Annotated in this window: 18 protein-coding genes, 1 tRNA gene and 1 pseudogene; 15 read left to right on the top strand and 5 right to left on the bottom strand. The window is 52.3% G+C overall.

Annotated elements, in window-relative coordinates; all coding sequences use genetic code 11:
• Positions 1–3: 3 nt before the first annotated feature.
• From ACIKP9_RS13490 to ACIKP9_RS03620, 3 genes and pseudogenes are all read left to right on the top strand, one after another.
• Positions 4–762 (top strand): annotated as a pseudogene (locus ACIKP9_RS13490) (methyl-accepting chemotaxis protein); the annotation flags it as partial.
• A 202-nt stretch (positions 763–964) separates the two neighbouring features.
• Positions 965–1516: an NADPH-dependent FMN reductase gene (locus tag ACIKP9_RS03625; RefSeq protein WP_400879399.1), complete on the top strand. Its 552-nt coding sequence runs from the start codon at positions 965–967 to the stop codon at positions 1514–1516.
• 156 nt (positions 1517–1672) lie between these two features.
• Entirely contained in the window at positions 1673–2275 is a 603-nt protein-coding gene (locus ACIKP9_RS03620) for a DUF5610 domain-containing protein (protein WP_400879396.1), read from the top strand.
• A 52-nt stretch (positions 2276–2327) separates the two neighbouring features.
• Here the strand turns inward: ACIKP9_RS03620 and ACIKP9_RS03615 are convergent, their stop codons facing one another.
• Positions 2328–3488, bottom strand: coding sequence for a sigma-54 interaction domain-containing protein (locus ACIKP9_RS03615; RefSeq protein ID WP_400879394.1), 1161 nt, complete (start codon positions 3486–3488; stop codon positions 2328–2330).
• A 359-nt stretch (positions 3489–3847) separates the two neighbouring features.
• Here ACIKP9_RS03615 and ACIKP9_RS03610 point away from each other — a divergent pair, with 359 nt between their 5' ends.
• The 12 genes from ACIKP9_RS03610 (at position 3848) to ACIKP9_RS03555 (ending at position 16730) form a co-directional block, all read left to right on the top strand.
• The gene (locus tag ACIKP9_RS03610) at positions 3848–4576 is read left to right on the top strand and encodes a class II aldolase/adducin family protein (protein WP_400881842.1); all 729 of its coding nucleotides are present in this window, start codon (positions 3848–3850) and stop codon (positions 4574–4576) included.
• Between the two features lie 14 nt (positions 4577–4590).
• Positions 4591–5649 carry an ABC transporter substrate-binding protein gene (locus ACIKP9_RS03605; protein ID WP_400879391.1) on the top strand — a complete coding sequence of 353 codons (1059 nt, stop codon included), beginning with the start codon at positions 4591–4593 and terminating at the stop codon, positions 5647–5649.
• Between the two features lie 287 nt (positions 5650–5936).
• Positions 5937–7031, top strand: coding sequence for an ABC transporter substrate-binding protein (locus ACIKP9_RS03600; RefSeq protein ID WP_400879388.1), 1095 nt, complete (start codon positions 5937–5939; stop codon positions 7029–7031).
• On the top strand, positions 7028–8074 hold the full coding sequence (locus tag ACIKP9_RS03595; protein WP_400879385.1) for an ABC transporter substrate-binding protein: 1047 nt from the start codon (positions 7028–7030) through the stop codon (positions 8072–8074). Before ACIKP9_RS03600 ends, ACIKP9_RS03595 begins: the two co-directional genes overlap by 4 nt.
• A 411-nt stretch (positions 8075–8485) precedes the next feature.
• Positions 8486–9325, top strand: coding sequence for an ABC transporter ATP-binding protein (locus ACIKP9_RS03590; RefSeq protein ID WP_400879383.1), 840 nt, complete (start codon positions 8486–8488; stop codon positions 9323–9325).
• A 34-nt stretch (positions 9326–9359) separates the two neighbouring features.
• Positions 9360–10190 carry an energy transducer TonB gene (locus tag ACIKP9_RS03585; protein WP_400879380.1) on the top strand — a complete coding sequence of 277 codons (831 nt, stop codon included), beginning with the start codon at positions 9360–9362 and terminating at the stop codon, positions 10188–10190.
• Positions 10191–10226: 36 nt separating this feature from the next.
• Entirely contained in the window at positions 10227–10961 is a 735-nt protein-coding gene (locus ACIKP9_RS03580; protein ID WP_400879378.1) for a MotA/TolQ/ExbB proton channel family protein, read from the top strand.
• Complete coding sequence (locus ACIKP9_RS03575) at positions 10961–11368, top strand: ExbD/TolR family protein (RefSeq protein WP_400879375.1); 408 nt, start codon at positions 10961–10963, stop codon at positions 11366–11368. Before ACIKP9_RS03580 ends, ACIKP9_RS03575 begins: the two co-directional genes overlap by 1 nt.
• A 36-nt stretch (positions 11369–11404) precedes the next feature.
• Entirely contained in the window at positions 11405–12223 is an 819-nt protein-coding gene (locus tag ACIKP9_RS03570) for an ABC transporter permease (protein ID WP_400879372.1), read from the top strand.
• Positions 12220–13002: an ABC transporter permease gene (locus tag ACIKP9_RS03565; protein ID WP_400879371.1), complete on the top strand. Its 783-nt coding sequence runs from the start codon at positions 12220–12222 to the stop codon at positions 13000–13002. The genes ACIKP9_RS03570 and ACIKP9_RS03565 overlap by 4 nt, the downstream gene beginning before the upstream one ends.
• 79 nt (positions 13003–13081) lie before the next feature.
• Positions 13082–14902 (top strand): ABC transporter ATP-binding protein, encoded by a 1821-nt coding sequence (locus tag ACIKP9_RS03560; RefSeq protein WP_400879368.1) that lies wholly within the window; start codon positions 13082–13084, stop codon positions 14900–14902.
• The gene (locus ACIKP9_RS03555) at positions 14892–16730 is read left to right on the top strand and encodes an ABC transporter ATP-binding protein (protein WP_400879366.1); all 1839 of its coding nucleotides are present in this window, start codon (positions 14892–14894) and stop codon (positions 16728–16730) included. The genes ACIKP9_RS03560 and ACIKP9_RS03555 overlap by 11 nt, the downstream gene beginning before the upstream one ends.
• Here the strand turns inward: ACIKP9_RS03555 and ACIKP9_RS03550 are convergent.
• From ACIKP9_RS03550 to ACIKP9_RS03535, 4 genes are all read right to left on the bottom strand, one after another.
• On the bottom strand, positions 16727–18115 hold the full coding sequence (locus ACIKP9_RS03550) for an exonuclease domain-containing protein (RefSeq protein ID WP_400879363.1): 1389 nt from the start codon (positions 18113–18115) through the stop codon (positions 16727–16729). The two genes, ACIKP9_RS03555 and ACIKP9_RS03550, sit on opposite strands and share 4 nt — an antisense overlap.
• Before the next feature lie 80 nt (positions 18116–18195).
• Complete coding sequence (locus tag ACIKP9_RS03545) at positions 18196–19233, bottom strand: sulfite exporter TauE/SafE family protein (protein ID WP_400879361.1); 1038 nt, start codon at positions 19231–19233, stop codon at positions 18196–18198.
• A gap of 268 nt (positions 19234–19501) precedes the next feature.
• Positions 19502–19577 (bottom strand) — tRNA-Asn (locus ACIKP9_RS03540).
• Between the two features lie 236 nt (positions 19578–19813).
• Positions 19814–20455, bottom strand: a complete 642-nt coding sequence (locus ACIKP9_RS03535) for a peroxiredoxin (protein WP_400879359.1) — start codon at positions 20453–20455, stop codon at positions 19814–19816.
• Positions 20456–20557 lie beyond the last annotated feature (102 nt).

Below are 20557 nucleotides of genomic sequence, written 5' to 3'. Positions count from 1 at the left end.
ATGGTGCTTCAGGTACGAGCAGGCGTTGAACAGATCAACAGTGGTACTGGTGAAATTGCGGTCGGTAACAATGATTTGTCTCACCGTACTGAGGAACAAGCTAGTTCGCTTGAAGAAACAGTGAGCAGTATGGAGCAGTTGGCAGAAACTGTCTCGAATAATGCCGAGAACGCACGTGCCGCAACAGCGATGGTACAAAATGCCAGCCAAGTTGCCCAGCAGGGAGAAAGCGCTATGGGTGAGGTGGTCCAGATCATGCAGGAAATCAGTAACAAATCTGGGCAGATTGAGGAAATCACTGGCTTGATTGACGGAATTGCATTTCAGACCAACATCCTTGCACTGAATGCTGCGGTGGAGGCGGCGCGGGCAGGTGAGCAGGGTAAAGGGTTTGCTGTTGTGGCGAGTGAAGTACGCTCATTAGCCCAGCGTAGTGCAAGTGCTGCGAAGGAAATCAAGACCTTGATCGCATCTTCTGGTGAGGTCATTGAGACTGGAACTCGTAAAGTGACTGCGGCAGGTAACACGATTCTTGGGGTCTCAACTTCTGTAAACCAGATTGCTACTTTGATTGAGGAAATTGCATCTGCCTCTAGTGAGCAGGCTACTGGGATTGAGCATGTGAAGATTGCCATCACACAAATTGACGATGCGACCCAGCAAAATTCTGCGCTGGTAGAAGAGTCAGCTGCGACAGCTACTGCACTGGATGAGCAGGCAAACAATCTGAAGAAAGCCGTAGAAATATTCAAGGTTGCTTGATAAAAACAAAAGGATGTGCTGATTAAACAGCAGTACTGTTGAAGTGATGTTGGTTAATCAGCACCTTATCCAAGGCGCTTGGCATATTGGTATTACTCCTAATTGATTTATAATCATATTTTGCCCTGGCACTTTTATTGCTGAATTTATTCAATGCATGCCTTGGCATGAGTTGAGTTAATTAATGGAAGTAGGAGTTGGTATGGCAAAAATAATAGGTATCTCAGGCAGTTTGTCGCAGCCGTCCAGGACAAAATCGCTCGTTGAGGAAATTACTGCCCGTGCATCACATCAATTACATGCACCTGCCGAGGTGATTGATATTGCCGAGATTGCACCAGTATTGGGTAGCACCGTGTCTTATGGAAGTTTTCCAGCAGAATTAACGGAGATATATAAAAAAGTACAAGAGGCAGATTTGCTTGTGATTGCAAGCCCTGTATATAAAGCTTCTTATACGGGTTTGCTGAAGCATTTTTTTGATTTGCTTGACCCTAAAGCCTTGGTCGGTAAAGTGGCCATCTTGGCTGCAACTGGCGGTAGTGATCAGCATGCCATGGTGGTTGACTACCAGTTACGCACGTTGGCAAGTTTTTTCAATGTCTATACCACTCCTACGGCGATCTATGCCAAGGATACCGAGTTTAGTCATTATCAATTAACAAGCGATGCCATACGTCAGCGCATAGATGTTGCTGTTGAGCAGGCAGTTTTCTTGTTGAGACAAGATGTACCGCATACCTTGGTTGCATAAAGACGCAGCGTAGGTTTATACAAAAAGGGAGCCGTTTTCGGCTCCCTTTTTGCTTATTGAGCTTTGTACTACATTGATTAGATTGAAAATGACTTCATTTATTCTGATGATGGCCGATATAGATAAATACCATCGAGATAATTTGAGGAGGGCACTATGGTTGCATCCAGCAACAGCATTACTACTGGCAGCATGACTCCAGTAACTTCGATATCTGCTAATGACACGCTTAATGAAGCGAAAAAAGCTGCAGAAGCTAGTCCAGGTGGGCAAAAATCAGTGCTTAACGCACAAATCCTGCAAGCTTCACTACAGGTTTCGATTCAGTCAGGGAATGATGGCTTGGCCTTGTTGTATCGCTCAGCTGTCGAGCACTTGAATGCCGTGCTCCAGCCTGAACTTGGTGCGAATGCCATTGGGAACGCGATGGGGCAGGATAATAGTGCCGAAGCTACAGCCGGACGTATTTTGTCGATGTCTACAGGTTTTTTTGATGCCTATGCTGCGCGCTACCCGGATAAAGATCCGGAAACAGTAGCGCGTGATTTCGTGGCATTAATCCGGGGTGGCTTCGAGAAGGGCTATGCTGAGGCCAAGGATATCCTGACTGGGCTGAATGTATTGGGAGAGGGTAGTGATATTGCTGCGGGCATTGCCAAAACCTATGATCTGGTGCAGAAAGGATTTGATGATTTCCTTGCGACAAAAATAGCGGCCATCCGTGGAGAGAGTGATCAGTCGGGCGCTTCACAAGAGTAAAGATCCAAGAAAATAACAAAACCACCTTAGGGTGGTTTTGTTATTTCAGTGATTAGGCAATCAGGTTGAGTTCCTTTAATCTTGCACGTAGGATATTGCGGCTAATCCCCAAGAGCTTGGCGGTGTGTACCTGGTTTTTATTACTGAACTCATAGGCCTTTTCTACCAAAAGTGCATTGACCAGCTCAAATAGATTGGGTGGAGGTGATTCAAAAAACTGGTTAAGAACGCGTTCTAGCTGGTAGGTCTCCAGCGTGGTCAGTGATGGTGTTGAACCACTTGTCGGAGAGGTAGTATTTTCTACCTTGCCGGCTCCATATGATGTCAATACCGGTTTTAATTCTGGTTTTTCGAGTGGTGCTGTTCCTATCGGTGGCAGGCCTAAATCTTTTGGGTGCAAGGTTCCAGAGGTCGAAATCAGTAATGCGCGATGAATAACATTTTCGAGCTCTCGAATATTTCCTGGCCAAGGATAGTGCAGTAATTGCTGAATGGTGTCGGGTGCAAGCTTGGGAATATCTGTATGCAAGCGTGACTTGTAGACATTCAGGAAGTGCTCTACCAAAGGCAAGATGTCACCAGGACGTTCGCGTAAAGGAGGCAGGTCAATAGGTACTACCTTGATGCGGTAGTATAAATCTTCACGAAATCGGCCAGCACGTACCGCTTCTTCCAGATCTACATTGGTAGCGGCAATCAGGCGTACATCTATTGGTGTAGCCTTACGTGAACCAAGTCGAACGACTTCACGCTCCTGCAACACTCTTAATAATTTGACCTGGGTTGACTGGGGCAGATCTCCAATTTCATCAAGAAACAATGTGCCGCCGTTGGCTGATTCAAACCATCCTGTCTTGGCACTGGTTGCGCCGGTAAAGGCACCACGCTCATAGCCGAACAACTCACTCTCTACTAAGGTTTCTGAGAAAGCTCCGCAATTGATTGCCTGGAAAGGGCCATCTCTCCTGTTACTGAGTGCATGGATATGACGGGCAATCAGTTCCTTGCCGGTACCTGTCTCGCCAATAATCAGAGCGGTGGCGTTGCTGGCGGCAATTTTCTCAATCAGGTTCAATAAAGCCTGTGACCTTGGGTCGCTGAAAACCAGTGCGCTTGCGCGCACAGAGAGGCTGACAGAACTGGGATTAGGGTGCGTGATGACGTGATCAGCACTTTCGAATGCCCGCTCATAATTCCATAGTTCAGCATGCATTGCTTGGGGACTTTCAGTGTAGAAACTTTGCCCAATATACTCATAATCCTTTAGCTGGTCTAAAACTATATTTTCATATCTATATTCTTATTTGAAATAAAGAAATGTCGCCTTACTGCATGTTGTTGATTCTGACGCAGTTCAGTGACGAAGTTCACTGTTGATTCTGCAGCAGGTGTTGATTTTGTAGCAGGGTGGCGTGAGAAGTCATTTTTGCAAATGAATAATTATCTATATGAAATGAAACAATTATTTTATTTGTAATGAGTGCTTGTTGCTCTTGGCATGTGTTTTGCCAACTTTGTCATCAAGATGCTTGCAACTTTGCCAGCCTTTCATGATGACTACAGAGGTGAATGATGACCATAACCGCAATTGATACAGAAAACGATCTAGAAGCTTTTGCTGCACAGGTCTTGGCTGACGCCAAGATCGCGTTTGCCGCGTTTCGCAACACCGGTACCATTACTGCGAATGGGACGGTAGGTTTTGTCGAGCGCGTACCTGGCGAGGAGAAGCTGGTCATCGTAAACGACCCGGGTCCTTTTAATTGGGATGGCCGTGAATTACAGGCTGTTGTAGTAGATTTTGAGGGTAATGTGGTGCTGGGTAAGGGCACTGGGGCCGGCTCCACTCGTTATACCAAGCTGTTCAAGGAACATGCGGATATCACGACGATTTCACATGTGCACTCCCCGTATCTGGGGGCCTGGGCACAAACCCATCGTACATTGCCGATTCGTTATGTACCTGTGCAGCGTTATAACCTGATTCGTGAAATTCCTATTTATATAGATCGCCGACAGCAGGAGGTGGATTTCATCCTGGACCAGATCAAGCTCAATCCGCACAACACTGCAATCCTGGAAGCCAATGGAGGCTCTACCGTCTGGGGCAAGCAAGGCTTGCGCAAGACTGCTGAATTTATCCTCATCCTTGAAGAGGGGGCACAAATCCAGACCTTGGCAGACGCAATTGGAGGATCCCGTGATTACGGTCCTGGCGTATTGGCCCAGCAATGGAAGATGGCCAAGATTTACGACCAGGCCAAGGGCTTGAACCTGTTGCCTGCGACTGACCTGGGTTAATCGAGGAGGCGGCAATGAGCGAACTAATAAATAGTGTAGACCAGATATGGTTTACCCGTTGCCCAGTGCCGACTGCGACCGGCATTGCCTATAAGTTGGGCTGGCTGGACGAGGAGTTTGCAAAGGATGGCATTACCGTCTCCACTCTGCAGGAAGGCCCACGAGAATACAACCGGCATCACTATGATCACCAGTTGCCTACTCTCATACGTGAGGGAGGCAATTTGCTGGCGATCGCTGCACGTGCGCAATATGCGCCTACGCGCCTGATTGGCCTGACATGGATAGATGAGTGGCAGGCGATTTTGGTGAGGCCTGATTCCGGGATTACAGAGCCGCACCAGCTCAAGGGAAAACGCCTGGCATTGCCTGCTTTCGTTGATCACCCGATCAAGGACCATGTGCGTGGCAGCAGCATCGCGCGCGGCATGAGCTTGCACGGATATAAAGGCGCACTCGGTATCGCGGGCTTGACGCTGGATGATGTCGATCTCGTCGAAGTGGCCGCTGCCGGGGCAGGCCGTGGAGATGGCAGGCGTAGCCGTGAGGTGGTGGGTAGCTTGTGGGCGGGACTGGACGAACTGGTGGCAGGCAATGTTGATGCGGTCTACGTCAAGGGTGCTTCCGCTGTCGAAGCAGCCAAGCGCTTAGGGCTTGTGGTTGGGATTGATCTCGACAGCTATGCCGATAAAAGCGTGCGGGTGAATAATGGCACGCCTCGTCCTATCACTGTGCATGAGGATTTGCTGGAGAACCATTTCGATCTGGTGGTTCGCTTCCTTTACCAGACGCTGCGTGCGGCTGATTGGGCCAAGCACAATTTGGAAGGCGTACGCAGCATTCTGCAGGATGAGACCTTTGCAGGCGCCGAGAGTGTGGCGACGGCATACCGCAACGATTTCCACCTGCATCTTGAACCGACATTGACACCCGATCGTCTCGAGCTATTCCGCAAACAGAAGAACTTCATGTGGATTCATGGTCTCTTGGATCGCGATTTCGATTTTGATGCATGGGTGGATCAACGTCCGTTGCAGGAAGCCAAGAAACAATTAGAGGCCAAGGTCGCTTAAGTGCTGTTCACAATACTCTTCTGGCCTTGTTGCTCTGCCTTGTCGTGCTAGTTGTACTACCTAAGGCAGAGCACCTAGCCAGGACAGCTTCGCTGAGTTTTGTGAGCTGCTCTATTCAGTTACATAGTCGTGTCGTGAGCAACAGTAATGATTTTCAAGACTGTCTCTTTATGGTGTGTTTTACCCGACAACGGGCGAGCACACTGTTTTTTCATTGAATTCTCGAGAGCTTCAAATACCCCGCACTGGATTTTGAAGCAGGACTGACATGTTTTGGAGTGAGTTAAATGTTGCATAGAAAAATTTATCATCTGGCGCTGGCCGCCATGATGGCATTGCCGGCTTCAGTGGGCTTTGCCGAGGAAACACCCAAGGTAGTGCGGATTGCAGCTGTGGTATACAACATCGCGGGAAAAACCACTTACCTCAACGGCGCCGCAGTGCTGACCGAAGGCGGGCTGGAAGAGACGCTCGCGAAAAAGGGCGTGAAAATTGAATGGGTGCCTGCCTCCCATTCCGCCGTGGGCCCAATCATCAACGAAGGTTTTGCCAGCGGTAAAATCGATTTCGCCTCCTATGGTGACTTGCCTCCGGTGATCCTGAATGCCTCCAGGCCCACTGTGCAATTGGTGGCGCCCTGGGGACGCAGCGGCAACTCTTATCTTGTCGTGCCGGCAAAATCCAAGGCCAGCACCATTGATGACCTGAAAGGCAAGAAAATTGCCTTGCATCGCGGCCGACCCTGGGAAATCGCTTTTGCCAACCTGATTGAGTCCAAGGGGCTCAGCTTCAAGGATTTCAAGATCGTTAACGTGAATCCCCAGGTCGGCGCAGCCGCATTGGCGAGCGGCACGGTGGATGGGTTCTTTGGCCTCAACGATGCGCATATCCTCGAGCAGCGCAAGGTCGGGCGCATCATCTGGTCTACCAAAAATGCGCCGCCAGACTGGAAACTGATGGGCGGGCTATGGGCCAGCAACGATTTCGTCAAGAAATATCCCGAGCTTACCCAGACCATCGTAACGGCTTATGTGAAGACTAATTACTGGACTTCGCAGGATGCGAACAAGGACAAGTACATTAAGGAATATGCCACCAATGCCTTGCCGGAAGAGGTGGTGCGCAAGGATTACGACAATGACATCGTCGCTTGGAAGGACCGTTGGTCCCCGCTTTATGACGATGCCCTGAAGACGCATTACCATCGGGTAGCGAGTTATGCCAAGCAATCAGGCTTGGTGCGCAACGAGGTCAAGCTGGATCAGTTGCTTAATCCGCAATTCGTCGAGCATGCGCTTAAGGAGCTTAACCTTGAACATTACTGGCAAAGCCAGCAGATCAAGCAGGCTCAACTCAGTCCAGCAGCGGGTAAGGGGAAATGATGAAGTTGACTGTATTGCCTGCCTTATTGCTGGCAGGGCTTCTGGGCTATTTCCCTACTGCCCATACCGAAGACCTCAAGGTGGTGCGTATTGCTTCGGTAGCGACCAACGTCGGCGGCAAGACGGTGTATACCGGTAGCGCCTCTCTTGTCGTCAATGGTGCTTTCCCGGAAGAGCTGCGCAAGCAGGGTATCAAGGTGGAATGGGTGCCTGCGGCAATGGCGTCGGTCGGCCCTGTGATCAACGAAGGCTTTGCCAGTGGCAAGATCGATTTCGGCATCTACGGCGATTTGCCGCCCATCATCCTCAATGCCAGCAAGCCCACCGTGCAGCTAGTAGCGCCCTGGGGCACAACTTCCAATTCCTATTTGGTTGTGCCCAAGAACTCTACAGCCAAGAGCATCAAGGACCTGAAAGGCAAAAAGATCGCCTTGCACCGTGGTCGCCCGTGGGAGCTGGCTTTTTCCAACCTGTTGCAGAGCGAAGGCCTGACGTTCAGGGATTTCAAGATCGTCAATGTCAACCCGCAAGTCGGCGCTGCCGCCTTGGCGAGCGGCACTGTCGATGGTTTTTTCAGCCTGTTTGACTCCTATATCCTGGAGGATAGGGGAGTAGGCAAAATCATCTGGTCCACCAAGACTGCGCCGGTCGATTGGAAGCTGATGGGTGGGGTATGGGCGCGCAATGATTTTGTGAAGCAGAACCCCGAGGTGACCCAGGCTATCGTCACTGCCTACCTGAAAAGCGTGCACTGGGTAGCGCAGGATGAAAACAAGGAAACCTACATCCGGGAATATTCCAACAAGATCTATCCCGAAAGCGTGAACCGCAGAGAATACGACCAGGACAATGTCAGCTGGCGCCAGCGCTGGTCGCCGCTCTACGATGCGGCCTTGCAGGAGCATTATCGCAAGGCGGTGGCCTATGCGCAGGCATCAGGGTTGACGCGCACGCAAGCGGATGCCCAGCAGATGCTTAACCCGCGATTTGTCACCACGGCATTGCGGGAACTCAAGCTTGAAGGTTTCTGGGTTCCACACTAAGGGCAGGGCAGCGATCCAGGCGATAGGCCCTGTCGGAGATGGTCATGAGGCAGGGCACGCGCCTGGATAATTGCTTCATTGCTCTAGATTGTGACTTAAACAGCAGCGCTGCTTTTACGCTGCTGTTTCATTTCCACCAGCAGGACCTGTTTTTATAGCAACAGTTTGATTGATTTTTTTGATGCTATCGCAACAGTTTTGTCGCTGGTAACCGTTCTGATTTTTTCCAAGTCAATGAATTTTAATGACAAGTCGATTTTTCCGAGGATTTGGCACGGGGATTGCAAATATATAACCAAATTGTATTTTTGATTCTCTTTATATGTTTTTTTATTGAGAGAAGTTGAAAAAAGTTATTTGGAGTGATGTGCCGCAGGGCACCCGAAGCCCAGGCGGCAGAAAGAAGCAAAAATGAGTGCATTGAATACAGTGCTGAGTTTTAAGCGTGAGCAGGCGCTGCATGATGGGCTGCAAAGCGAGCACAACGCAAAGCAGCAATTAAACCTAAGCCCGGTAGCCTTGAAGATAGAGCGTGTCGAAAAAGTTTTCCAGCTTTCTGGCGAGCGCTTGCAAGTGCTCAACGACATTAACCTGGAAATTCGTGCCGGCGAGTTTATTTCTATCGTGGGTGCCAGCGGTTGCGGTAAATCGACATTACTCAAGCTGCTCGCTGGGCTGGATACCCAGTATGGAGGAGACCTTGTATATCAGGGTAAGCGTATCCAAGGCACCGATCTTGGTCGCGGGATCGTATTTCAGGAGCATCGTTTGTTTCCGTGGTTGACGGTGGAAGCCAATATAGAACTGGCTTTTGCCGCCACCGATACCACTAAGGCGGAGCGTAAGCGTCGCGTGCAGGCGCAGATTGATCTGGTCGGATTATCGGGTTTTGAAAAAGCTTATCCCCACCAGATTTCCGGCGGGATGTCGCAACGCGTGGCGATTGCCAGGGCCTTGGTATTGCGTCCGCAATTGCTGTTGCTGGACGAGCCATTTGCCGCATTGGACGCGTTGACCAGGCTGAAATTGCAACAGGAGCTGCAACGCTTATGGGAGCAGGAGGGCTTAACCACCATCTTGGTAACCCACGATGTGGAAGAGGCGGTGTTTTTGGGTGACCGTGTAGTGGTGATGCAATCCCACCCAGGTCGCATCAAGCGCATTGTGCCCGTCGACCTGCCGCGCCCACGCGTGCGCTCCACGCTGGAATTCCAGCGTATCAAGGATGATGTGCTGACGGATTTTGTCTAGCACGCCGCAACGGAATATTTAAAGGAGGATAAACGTGTCTACATCTGCCTTGAGGCCTGCTGGCAGGTTGATTGAGAGTGGCGACATCCTGCCGAGAAGGGATGAGCTGGCGAAGCGCGTTGCCGAGGCAGGCAAGCGGCTGGACCAGGCATTTGCCTTACGCCAGAAAGAGTTTCAGGAGGAAGCTACTGTCCCGGGTAGCGGCAGGAATTACCTGGCCCTGGGCCTGGTGGTGATCGCCGTGCATGTGGTCGGGGCTTATTTTTATATCAATGCGGAGCATGCGCCTATCGTGCCCAAGCCGCGGCCGGTGGAAATCGAGATCATCAAGCCAGTCATTGAGCCACCGCCTGAGGTAAAGCCACCACCGCCTCCGCCGCCACCACCTAAAAAAGTGGTGAAGCAGCCACCACCACAACCGAAACCACAACCGGCGTTGAAAACGCCGCAAGCTGAGCCCGACATTAAGCCGGACGATATTGTGGTGCAGGAAAACACCAAGGTGGAAAGAACCACCGCGCCGGTAGAGGCAGCGCCGCCCGCGCCCCCACCGCCGCCCGAGCCGGTGAAGGAAGAGCCGGTGACAGAGGCCATGGGCTATGCAGGTTATTTGAACAACCCTGCGCCGAAGTATCCATCCTTTGCGCAACGTCAAGGCTGGCAAGGCACGGTGGTATTGCGGGTGCGGGTATTGGCCAGCGGCAAGGTCCAGGCCGTAGAAATCAAGAAATCCAGTGGTCGCAAGACATTGGATGAGGCTGCCATAGAGGCAGTTAAAGGCTGGGAATTTGCGCCTTCCAAGCGTGGAAATACACCAATCGATGGCTGGGCTACTGTGCCTATTGAGTTCAAGTTAGCTTCATAAGCCTTCATTTAGTCATTTAGTTGAGGAAATATAAAGATGTTTAATATTGCAGAATCCAATTCATTGATTGTTGATAGCGTACTGTATGCGCTGATTGCTTTTTCGGTAGTGACCTGGACCTTGCTGTTGGTCAAGGGATATCAGCATTGGCGTGCAGCTAGCCAGACCAAGCGTTACAAACAGGCATTCTGGAGTGCCCCTAATATTATTGCTGCCTCTGAAATCCAGGATGTAGATGGCCCTGCAGCACGTGTGGCGCAAGCGGGTTTCAATACCCTGCGCGATGTAGACAGCCATTCATCCCACGACCTTGAGCATACTGGTGACCGCCAAGATTTGCTTGAGCGCTCCCTGCGTCAGCAAATCCTCAAGGAGCGTCGCAGCTTGGACAGCGGTCTTGCCGTATTGGCCAGTATTGGCAGCACCTCGCCATTTGTTGGCCTGTTCGGCACGGTATGGGGCATCATGAACGCGCTGACCAATATCGGCGCGCTGGGCTCAGCCAGCCTGGAAGTCGTCGCCGGACCGATCGGTGAAGCTTTGGTGGCAACAGGTCTCGGTATTGCAGTGGCGGTGCCTGCAGTGCTGGCCTTCAATTTCTTTACCCGTCGACTCAAGTTGATCAACGGCGATCTCGATGATTTTGCCGCCGACCTGATCCGCCTTTCCCGCAAGGCCAACTTCTCTGGCAGCAAGCCTGTCGAGCTTGGGTCAATCAAGCAAGAGACTTCTTCTTCCGTGGTCAACCTGAAAAATGAGGCGGTTGCATAATGGCTTTCTCGACAACGAATGAATCAGATGACGTATTAAGCGAAATCAACATTACACCCTTGGTGGACGTGATGCTGGTGCTCTTGGTGGCTTTCATCGTCACCATCCCGGTACTCAACAATGCCATTACTGTAAACCTGCCCAAAACGGCAGCCACTCAGCCGCCCGAGCCAAAAAAGCCGGTGACGGTGAGCGTGGATGCGCAAGGCAATGTGTTCGTGGACAAGCAGGAAGTGCCAGTAACGCAACTGGAGGCTGAGTTGAAGTCGCGTCATGCGGCCAATCCCGACCTGGCATTGCACTTAAGCTCTGACGAAGCCGTGAATTATGGCGTGGTGGCCAAGGTCATGGCTTCTATTGAACGTGCTGGCATTACCAAATTGGCTGTACTGACACAGGCTGAGTAGGCAGATTCTATTATCTAGCGGGAAAGAACTATATTTATGAGCATAGGGATCAGGGTTGCACTTGGCATTAACCAGGCCGACCCGGTGTTTCGCCGACGCAGCAGATTGAGGCTGGCGGCGTTTATCTCCCCGATAGCATTTCTATTGCTGTGGGCATGGGTTACCAAGCTGGAGATTTTTTCTCCGCAATTGCTGGTGTCGCCGTGGGAAGTGTTGGCCAGCCTGCATGAGTTGCTTGATTCGGGCGAGCTGTGGGCGCATTTGTCAGTCAGCTTATCTCGCTTAGGGCTAGGTTTCTTGATCGGCGCAGGCTCTGGCTTGTTGTTCGGTATCCTGATGGCGTTGTCGCGTACGGTAGAAGACTTTTTCTCACCGCTGTTTCAGGCGTTGCGTCAGGTGCCAACCATTGCCTTGATACCGATCTTTATCCTGCTGTTCGGTATCGAAGAACTGTTCAAGATTGCTGTCGTGGTCAAGGCAGCCTTCTTTACCGTTGCGCTGGCCTCATACGAGGCGACTAAGGGTATACCCAAGCATTATTTCGAGGTGGCGCAGGCATACCAACTGCCTAACCGTACCTTGTATACAAAGATGGTGATTCCCGCGATTCTACCGCCCATCCTGACGGGATTTCGCATTGCCTTTGCACGTTCATGGACCATCTTGGTGGCGGCGGAGCTGCTCGCAGCCGATAGCGGGCTCGGCCATATGATGCAGATGGGGCGCGAGATTTTTCGCATTGATATCGTGATGGTCGGTGTGGTGCTGACCGGACTCATCGGTTTCGGCATCGACCGCTTGTTCAAGTGGGGCGAGGCTAATTTGATTCCATGGCGCAAGGTTGAAGCCAAATGACAACGCAAACTTTATCCAGATACCGCATTTTGCAAAGTGGCCGTGGCTGGCTGATTCCTGTGGCCTTGCTACTGGTGTGGGAGTTGATGTCGCGCCAGAGCGCGGAACACTCTTATGCATTTGCCTCTATCTCGCAGATTTACCACGGCTTGCTGGAAATCATTTCCACAGGCGAGCTGCAGCAAGGTATTGCCGCCAGCCTCCAGCGTGCTTTCCTTGGTCTGCTGATCGGCGGCTCGATTGGCTTCGGTGTTGGTGCGGTGATGGCCTTATGGCGCGTGGCGGATGTATTGATCGGGCCGCTTTACCATATGCTGCGCCAAGTGCCTTTGATGGGGCTGGTGCCTTTGTTTAGCCTCTGGCTGGGCAATGGCGACCCCTCCAAGCTGCTGGTAGTGTGCCTGTCGGCGTTTTACCCCATGGTGCTGGCGACTTACGAAAGCCTGCATCAGGTAGAGGACAAGTACAAGGAAGTCGGCGATGTCTATAAGCTGGGTCGTCGCAAGGCCTTTTTCAAGATACTCCTGCCCGCGGCATTGCCCAGCATTTTTACCGGCATTTCATTTGCACTGGCATTTGCCTGGCTGGCGACCATTGGCAGCGAGATTTTGTTCAGCGCTGGTGCAGGTCTCGGCAACATCATGATGAATGCGCAGGCCGCGTCACGGATGGATATCCTCATCATTCTCACCGTCTTGATCGGCTTGCTGGGCTACTTGATGAACCTGGTCATCCAGCTTGTAGGCCGCTACTTGTTCCGCTGGCGTAACCTGCGCTAGTCTATATCCCCAATAACGCAGTGCGCTCCTGCACTGCCGCCATGCCTGGCTCCCCGGGCATGGCGCATAACCCCGCTGTATGAAAGCCCGGTTTGTGAATCTCCGTTCCTATCCCCTGTTGCGATGTTTGTGGCTCTATCGGCGTACGCCAGTACGTTTCTGGATTTCCGCCGCCTTGTTTGCCCTCGCCAATTTTATGCTGGCCTGGCAGCAAGGGATGATCGCGCGTGCCGTGCACGATGTTGAGCAGGGCGTGGCCGTCGTGGCGGATGCGTCTGGCAACCTAGATGCCAGCGTTGCCTGGCACTGGCTGCTGGTTATCGTGAGCATCGCTGCAGGCCGTGCATTGCTGATGTATTTTGTCGGCTGGCTATCGTTGGTGATCCAGCAAGATCTGTTGGGATATTTGCGTGAGATGATCCTGGTGCAGGTGCAGCGTCTCGACCTGGCCTACCATTGGCTGCACGGCGCGGGCGAGATCGTCACACGTACCACGCGCGACGCCGATAAGCTGCGCGATGCCTTGATCAGCTTCTGGCGGCAGGTGGTCGACACATCATTCATCGTTATCGCCGCGGTTGGCTTTCTATTCTGGTATCACCCGTTGCTGGGTGTTGGTCCCTTGTTATTGACGACCCTGGGCTTCTACATTTTGTTCCGCCAGACCGACCACTTGGTACAGCTCGACCGTGCCGTGGGGCAGGCGTTCGACAGTGTCAATCAAGACCTGACAGAAGGGGTAAGCGGCGTGCGTGTGATCAAGGCCTTCAGCCTGGAGTCCACCCGCGTGGCGCAGTTTGAGCGCCATGTACGTTTCTTCGTCGGCCAAGCCCTGGAAGCCTTGCGCTACTCGGCAAGCAGGATCCCCATTCCCCAGTTCGTCGTGGGGCTCGGGCAGGTATGGGTGCTGAGTGTGGGTGCATATCTGGTTTACACCCAGCATTTGAATTACGGCGAGCTGGTGGCTTCCCTGCTGATGGCCACCACGCTGGTATTCAGGGTGGAAGGGGTGGGCAGGGTGATGCAGGTGTTTGCCGATGCGCGCTCGTCGGCGGCGCGCATATGGGAGCTGCTGGATGCCTTGCCCGAAATTGAAGGTGGAACGCTGAATATTCCCCAAGGCAAGGCGCTTGGCGTCCGGCTGCAGCAGGTGGGTGTCGAGCCTCCAGGCGGAGGCAACCCGGTGCTCGACCAATGCAGTTTTGAACTCAAGCCTGGCGAGGTTGTGGCGCTGGTCGGGGCGACAGGCTCCGGCAAAAGCACGCTGGCAAGCTTGTTGCCCAGGCTTGCCGATGCCAAGACCGGCAAGATTGAGCTGCGGTGGGATGATGAGTGGCACGATATCCGCGATTTCACGCTGGACGCCTTGAGGCGCGCGATCCATGTCGTGCCGCAGGAGGGATTCTTGTTTTCCGACAGCCTGGCCAGCAATTTGCGCCTCGCGGGCCAGGACGCAACGCACGATGAGCTGCTGTGGGCATTGTGCATGGCGTCGGCAGAAGAGGTGCTGGCACGGTTGGCGTCGGGCTTGGAGACGCGAATTGGTGATAGGGGTATTACGCTTTCGGGCGGACAACGGCAGCGGATCTGCCTTGCCCGTGCCTTGATAGGCAAGCCCTCTATCCTGGTGCTGGATGATGCCACCAGTGCGCTGGATGCCGTGACCGAGCGCACGGTATTGAACAATATTCGCCGCCTGTCTGAAGACAAGGGCCAGGCGGTGTCAGTGCTGATGATTGCCAGCAAGCTATCTACCATTCTGTTGGCGGATCGTGTGCTAGTGCTGTCGGGCGGCAGGATTATTGCAGAAGGGACGCATGCAAGCCTGGTGGCGAACAGCGCGGAATATAGGGAATTGATGGGGCTGCAGGAGTGGATGGAGGTGGACAATGGCCAATGATAAAGCACCCGCACTGCGCGTCATGTCCGACATCGAGCTTGAAGAAATGCTGGCGCAGCAGAAATTGCAGCGCGGCATGTTCTGGCGCCTGCTGCCTTTGCTACGCCCGGTAAAGCATTTCGTGGCCGGGGCCATCATTGCTGAGATAGTGCTGGTCGCGCTCGTGTTCCTGCGGCCTTACCTAATCGAGCAGGTGATCGACCATGGCCTGGTGAAAAGCCTGGCGGGAAGCTATAGCCTCAATACGCATCTCATCCTGTGGGCCTTGGTCGGCATGACCGTTTCCTGGGCTGGGCGTTTCGGGCTGGCTGGCGTCTCCCAGTTCCTTTCCGGCTCGGCGGCGATCCGGGTATTGAACAGCTTGCGCGTGAGCGTGTTCAACCATGTGCAGCACTTGAGCGTGGGCTATTTCGACCGAACCAAGTCCGGCCGCATCGTCTCGCGCATAGACCGCGACGTCGACAGCCTGGAGCCTTTGATGATACAAGGGCCGCCAGAGCTATTATCGGCCTTGCTGCGCAGCGTGGTGGCCGGGATACTGCTTTGGCTGACCTCGCCGGTGTTGTTCCTCAGCCTGGCCTCGGTGATTCCCTTGCTATTCGGTGCGACATGGCTGTTTAAATATCTGGCGCAGAGCAACTACGCCAGGGTGGCGGAAAATCGCGCCCGCTTCACGGCACACCTGGTCGAGACGGTGGCCGGCGTGCGCCTGATCAAGCAGGCGGTGCAGGAAGAAAGCAACCGCGCCCGCTACCGCGTGCTGATCCAGGACTTCATCAATGCCTTGATCCGCAATACCCTGATGTCGGGCTGGTTCTCGCATTTCACCGGCGTGCTGACGACCCTGGGTATGATGCTGCTGATCGTCTTCGGTGGCCGCGAAGTCGCCTTGGGCCATATCAGTTTTGGGCAGATGGCTGCGAGCATGTTCTATGTCTTCATGTTCCTCGGGCCATTGCAGGAGCTGGGCGACCTCTTCGAGCGCTACATCAACGGCGTGGCCTCCGCCCAGCGCATCTTCCTGCTGCTCGACACCCAGCCAGAGATTCGCAATGCCGAGCATCCAACGCCGTTGCCGCAGGTGCGGGGCGATGTCGAATTCCGCGATGTGGTGTTCTCCTATCATCCGGACGGCGAAAACCCGGTTATACGTAACCTGAATCTCAAAGTAGAAGCAGGCGAGGTGCTGGCGATTGTCGGGCCTACGGGACACGGCAAGAGCACGCTAGTGCAATTGCTGACGCGCTTCTACGAGGTGCAGGGCGGTGCGGTGCTGGTTGACGGCAAAGATGTGAAATTCGTGGCGCAGCATGTATTGCGCCATCATGTTGGTGTGGTGTTGCAGGACAATGTTCTGTTCAGCGGCACGATTGTCGACAACCTGCGACTAGCAAGGCCGCACGCCAGCGATCATGCGCTGATCGCCGCAGCGGAGGCATTGGGCGTACATGACATCATTAGTCGTTTGCCCCATGGCTACCAGACGGAGGTGGGCGCCCTCGGTAGCCATTTAAGCCATGGTCAGCGGCAATTGGTCTGCCTGGTGCGGGCCTACCTGGCAGACCCGGCTATCCTGATTCTCGACGAGGCCACTTCCGCCGTGGATATCCAGACCGAGCGCAAGATACAGCACGCCTTGCGGCGCTTATGCGAAGGGCGCACGGCTATTATCATCGCCCACAGGCTGGCCACCATCCGCGATGCCGACCGCATTGCCGTGATCCGCGACGGCCAGGTGGTAGAGCAGGGCGCACATGATGTATTGATGCGCCAGGGCGGACATTATGCCGCGCTGTATCATGCCTATGAGGCCGGTCAGGAGTTTTAAAGCTGCAGCAATTGCAGGCCGGGTTTGTTGAGCTGTTTCAACAGCAGTTTGTAGGTATCGATATCGAAGATGAACGACGTATTGGTATGGCTGATCATCTCCAGGCTGTCGTGATCGTCTGCCGTGCCAAGGTAGCACCAGTGCTCAAATACATGCACTGCGGATTTCCCGTTCTTGGCATTGGTTTCGCGGATGCCGATCTTGCCGGGGTAGGGCCACGATTTCAATTGGTGGCTGATCAGTGCCTGCTTCAGGCGCAGGTAGTGCAATTCTGGCACCTCCTGATTGCAGCATACGCCCTTGCAACGCTTGAGTTGATATGAAAAGCAAGGGCCATTGCCGCTTTCCAGCCCCAAATATTGCGGACAAAGTGCGTGTGCCTGAGCAAGCTGGCGTAATGCGGCAATGGCCTGGCGCTTGGTGCGATAAGTGCCGTAAAGTGTGCCCAGTAATTCTTGAGTCATGTCATTTTGGGTGACTAAGGTGAGCAGAGGGTATTGGTCGGCAGAAAATGCTAAGTGCCACGAGCAAAGCTGTTGCTCCCGTCGCAACTGCTGGTTATGTATCGGCTGGCGCTCCTTGATGAGCCTGGCCTCCAGCAGTAAGGCACCAAATTCCCCGGCGGTTTCTATCCATTCAATATGCTTGATTTCCTGGGCGATACGCATGCCGCGAGCACGCGAATGATCGCTGTTGAAATGTGATAGCACCCGGTTGCGCAGGTTGACGCTCTTACCTACATAAAGCGGCAAAGCGTTCTCGCCGTAGAAGAGATAAACGCCGGGGGTCTCCGGGATATCCTCGATCAACTGCGGGTCGATATCAGTGGGTATGGACTGGCCCTTGAGCAATTCCTCTGCCGTGGCCTGCAATGTTTCCAATCCATGCTCTGCTTCTGCAATGTGCAGGAATTCTGCCATCACCTCCACATCGCCCATGGCGCGATGTCTGGCTGCACAGACGATGCCGTGGCGCGCAATGATGGCATCTAGGCCATGGCTTTTATATTCAGGGTAAAGCTTGCGTGACAGCTTCACGGTGCAGAGCACATGTTGTCGCAAAGTGATGCCTAAGCGCTTGAACTCGTTCTTCAGAAATCCATAATCGAAGCGCACGTTGTGGGCGCATAGCACTGTCCCGTGTATTTGTGAGAGAAGCTCTTGGGCGATGTCTTGAAATAAGGGGGCGTCCTTCACCATGGCATTGCTGATGCCGGTAATGGACTGGATAAACGGCGAAATGTGCATTTCTGGATTGATCAAGGTTTGCCAGCGGTTTACCTCAACCCCATTCTCGTAACGGATCAGGCCGATTTCGGTAATGCGGTCCTTGACAGGAGTTGCACCCGTGGTTTCAAGGTCTAGCAATACATAAGCAGATAACATGAATAGATATGGATTTAGGGATAGTGTCTATGGTTGTTTCGTAAAGGAGATGATGTGCATGGGGTAGTGGTTTGATATGCTCAGGGAAACTTGATCTTCTTGATGAGCTGATCTCCGTGATCATAGTAATATGCCTCGTAGGATATTTTTTTCAAGGCGTAGACTTTCTCAATCACAATTTTGGCAGCTCCTGAATCTTGTGAGCGTACATAAGCCTGTCTCGCTTGATCAAGATCTGAGAAGGGAATGATTTTCTCGAACTCAAAACCTTCTCCATACTTGAATTCAATGGTGTAGATCAAGTCATCCCAGTTGAATGTGGCGTCGTAACCTTTTGATACCCTGGCAATGTCAATATTGGGGTTGTGGGCCTCCTGAATTCTTACTATTGCACTGTTCAAGAGTAATACACCTGACAGTACCATGGCACTATAGCCAAGCTTGCTAAATACCTTGATGGATATCTTGGGCAGCACATATTTCATTAGGTAGGTGGAGGCGACGGCTGCTACTGCGACCAACATGCCGATATAGAACGCTTTTATCGTGAACAGCCCAAATGAGGCATATAAGCATAATTTGACAATATGCAGGATGATCTCATTAGCCGCCCGGGTTGCGACGATTTCTTCTTTTGACAGCCCATAACGCAGATACACTCTATTAAACAACACGCCTATAGCACCAGTAAGTGCAGAGATGAAGCCAGCTAAGAACCCGATTAGTTTTAGAAAGTGATTTGAGAGCGTGGGGTGATTTCCCCCTGAGGTTGCAGGTTCTTTTCTGAAAAGATAGGGTAAGTTAGATACAAGGAATAGTGCCATGCATAACTCTATATACATGGGTGCCAGATAACTTAATAGCCATGCTCCAACCAGAACGCCAGGCAGTGCAAATGGCAGAAAGTGTTTCACAATATTCCAGTTAATCTGCTGGAAGAATAGATAAAGCTTGGTAATGGAACTGATGGATGTCCCGATGGATAGAGCCGCGGGAACCTGTGCTGCTGGTAGGGCGTAACCTAGAATAGGGATTAACAAAAGTCCGGCACCCCCACCGCAAATCATACTCAAAGCAAATGCGAGAAAAGCGACAAGGAAAATATTTAAATACACCATTAGATGACTAACTGAGAGTTTGATATCAGCTGATCATGATAAAAGATTTGGCAAATCTTAGAAAACCTTATGAGATCAAGACCGGCTATTAAGTTTTGTAGTGCAATATATTATCGACGGATAGTCAGTAAGACTGTTAAGTAAGTTTTGATGGAGTGGTAAAAACGCAACAAACAGCTCTATTGATCAGCGGAAAGTGATTTGCGGAAGCTACGAAGATTGCCGTAAAAAGAAAAAAGGCCCACATTTCTGTGGGCCTTTCTCTATTTGGCTCCCCGACCTGGGCTCGAACCAGGGACACACGGATTAACAGTCCGTTGCTCTACCGACTGAGCTATCGGGGAATCGAGAAGCCGCTACTATACTGGCCTGGCGGGGAGTGGTCAACTATTTTCTGCAAAAAAACGATAGTTTTTTAATGTCGGTTTTATGCTTATTTTGCCTGAGTAGAAATTTCCTTTTTGAATCAAATATTCTCGTCTAGATCAGGCTCTTGGTTTTTGTATATGTCGGACATTTATTTATATGCCCTGAAGAGCAATGTACGGGCTGAGCGGACATTGCTTTGCTACATAACTGGTTATTTGTTTGGCTGAGGGGTGAGCCTCAAGTACGGCTTGATGGCTTTATAGCCTTTAGGGAATTTCTGGTTGAGCACTTCCGGGTCGGTGATCGAGGGCACGATGACGACATCGTCACCGTCTTCCCAGTTAGCCGGGGTGGCAACGCTGTGATATTCGGTCAGTTGCAGCGAGTCGATCACGCGAAGGATTTCGTTGAAGTTGCGACCGGTGCTAGCGGGGTAGGTCAGCGTCAGGCGGATTTTCTTGTTCGGGTCGATGATGAATACCGAGCGCACGGTGGCGGTGGTGCTGGCGTTGGGATGGATCAGGTCGTAGAGCTCCGACACCTTACGGTCGGCATCGGCAATGATGGGGAAGTTGACTTTCGTGCCCTGGGTTTCATTGATGTCGGTGATCCAGCCCTTGTGGGAGTCTACCGGGTCAACGGAGAGCGCAATGGGTTTGACATTACGCTTCTTGAATTCTTCCGCAAGCTTGGCAGTGGCACCGAGTTCTGTTGTGCAAACTGGCGTGTAATCCGCAGGATGGGAGAACAGGATGGCCCAGCTATCACCCAGCCATTCATGGAAGGATAGTGTGCCAATACTGGAATCCTGGGTAAAGTCGGGTGCGGTATCGCCTAAGCGTAGTGTTGCCATGATAAGGCCTCCTAAATCTAAATAAATACAGCTGTTGCCGTAATGGCTAGCAACTTGGCGAGCAAGATGCTAGCCGGAATAAATAAGGCAGCTTCATGCGAT

It is taken from the genome of Methylobacillus methanolivorans (genome assembly GCF_044751345.1).
In the GTDB taxonomy this organism is placed as follows: Bacteria; Pseudomonadota; Gammaproteobacteria; order Burkholderiales; family Methylophilaceae; genus Methylobacillus; species Methylobacillus methanolivorans.
Note: the sequence above shows the minus strand (reverse complement) of the source record. Positions and strands in the feature narration are given on the sequence as shown.

Bases quoted from the DNA above. Each gene is read 5' to 3' on its own strand.
- ACIKP9_RS03625 (WP_400879399.1), top strand. From the start codon at position 965: ATGGCAAAAATAATAGGTATCTCAGGCAGTTTGTCGCAGCCGTCCAGG.
- ACIKP9_RS03575 (WP_400879375.1), top strand. From the start codon at position 10,961: ATGGCTTTCTCGACAACGAATGAATCAGATGACGTATTAAGCGAAATC.
- ACIKP9_RS03550 (WP_400879363.1), bottom strand. From the start codon at position 18,115: ATGTTATCTGCTTATGTATTGCTAGACCTTGAAACCACGGGTGCAACT.
- ACIKP9_RS03600 (WP_400879388.1), top strand. From the start codon at position 5,937: ATGTTGCATAGAAAAATTTATCATCTGGCGCTGGCCGCCATGATGGCA.
- ACIKP9_RS03590 (WP_400879383.1), top strand. From the start codon at position 8,486: ATGAGTGCATTGAATACAGTGCTGAGTTTTAAGCGTGAGCAGGCGCTG.
- ACIKP9_RS03620 (WP_400879396.1), top strand. From the start codon at position 1,673: ATGGTTGCATCCAGCAACAGCATTACTACTGGCAGCATGACTCCAGTA.
- ACIKP9_RS03610 (WP_400881842.1), top strand. From the start codon at position 3,848: ATGACCATAACCGCAATTGATACAGAAAACGATCTAGAAGCTTTTGCT.
- ACIKP9_RS03570 (WP_400879372.1), top strand. From the start codon at position 11,405: ATGAGCATAGGGATCAGGGTTGCACTTGGCATTAACCAGGCCGACCCG.
- ACIKP9_RS03615 (WP_400879394.1), bottom strand. From the start codon at position 3,488: ATGCATGCTGAACTATGGAATTATGAGCGGGCATTCGAAAGTGCTGAT.
- ACIKP9_RS03560 (WP_400879368.1), top strand. From the start codon at position 13,082: ATGAAAGCCCGGTTTGTGAATCTCCGTTCCTATCCCCTGTTGCGATGT.
- ACIKP9_RS03580 (WP_400879378.1), top strand. From the start codon at position 10,227: ATGTTTAATATTGCAGAATCCAATTCATTGATTGTTGATAGCGTACTG.
- ACIKP9_RS03565 (WP_400879371.1), top strand. From the start codon at position 12,220: ATGACAACGCAAACTTTATCCAGATACCGCATTTTGCAAAGTGGCCGT.
- ACIKP9_RS03535 (WP_400879359.1), bottom strand. From the start codon at position 20,455: ATGGCAACACTACGCTTAGGCGATACCGCACCCGACTTTACCCAGGAT.
- ACIKP9_RS03545 (WP_400879361.1), bottom strand. From the start codon at position 19,233: ATGGTGTATTTAAATATTTTCCTTGTCGCTTTTCTCGCATTTGCTTTG.
- ACIKP9_RS03605 (WP_400879391.1), top strand. From the start codon at position 4,591: ATGAGCGAACTAATAAATAGTGTAGACCAGATATGGTTTACCCGTTGC.
- ACIKP9_RS03595 (WP_400879385.1), top strand. From the start codon at position 7,028: ATGATGAAGTTGACTGTATTGCCTGCCTTATTGCTGGCAGGGCTTCTG.
- ACIKP9_RS03555 (WP_400879366.1), top strand. From the start codon at position 14,892: ATGGCCAATGATAAAGCACCCGCACTGCGCGTCATGTCCGACATCGAG.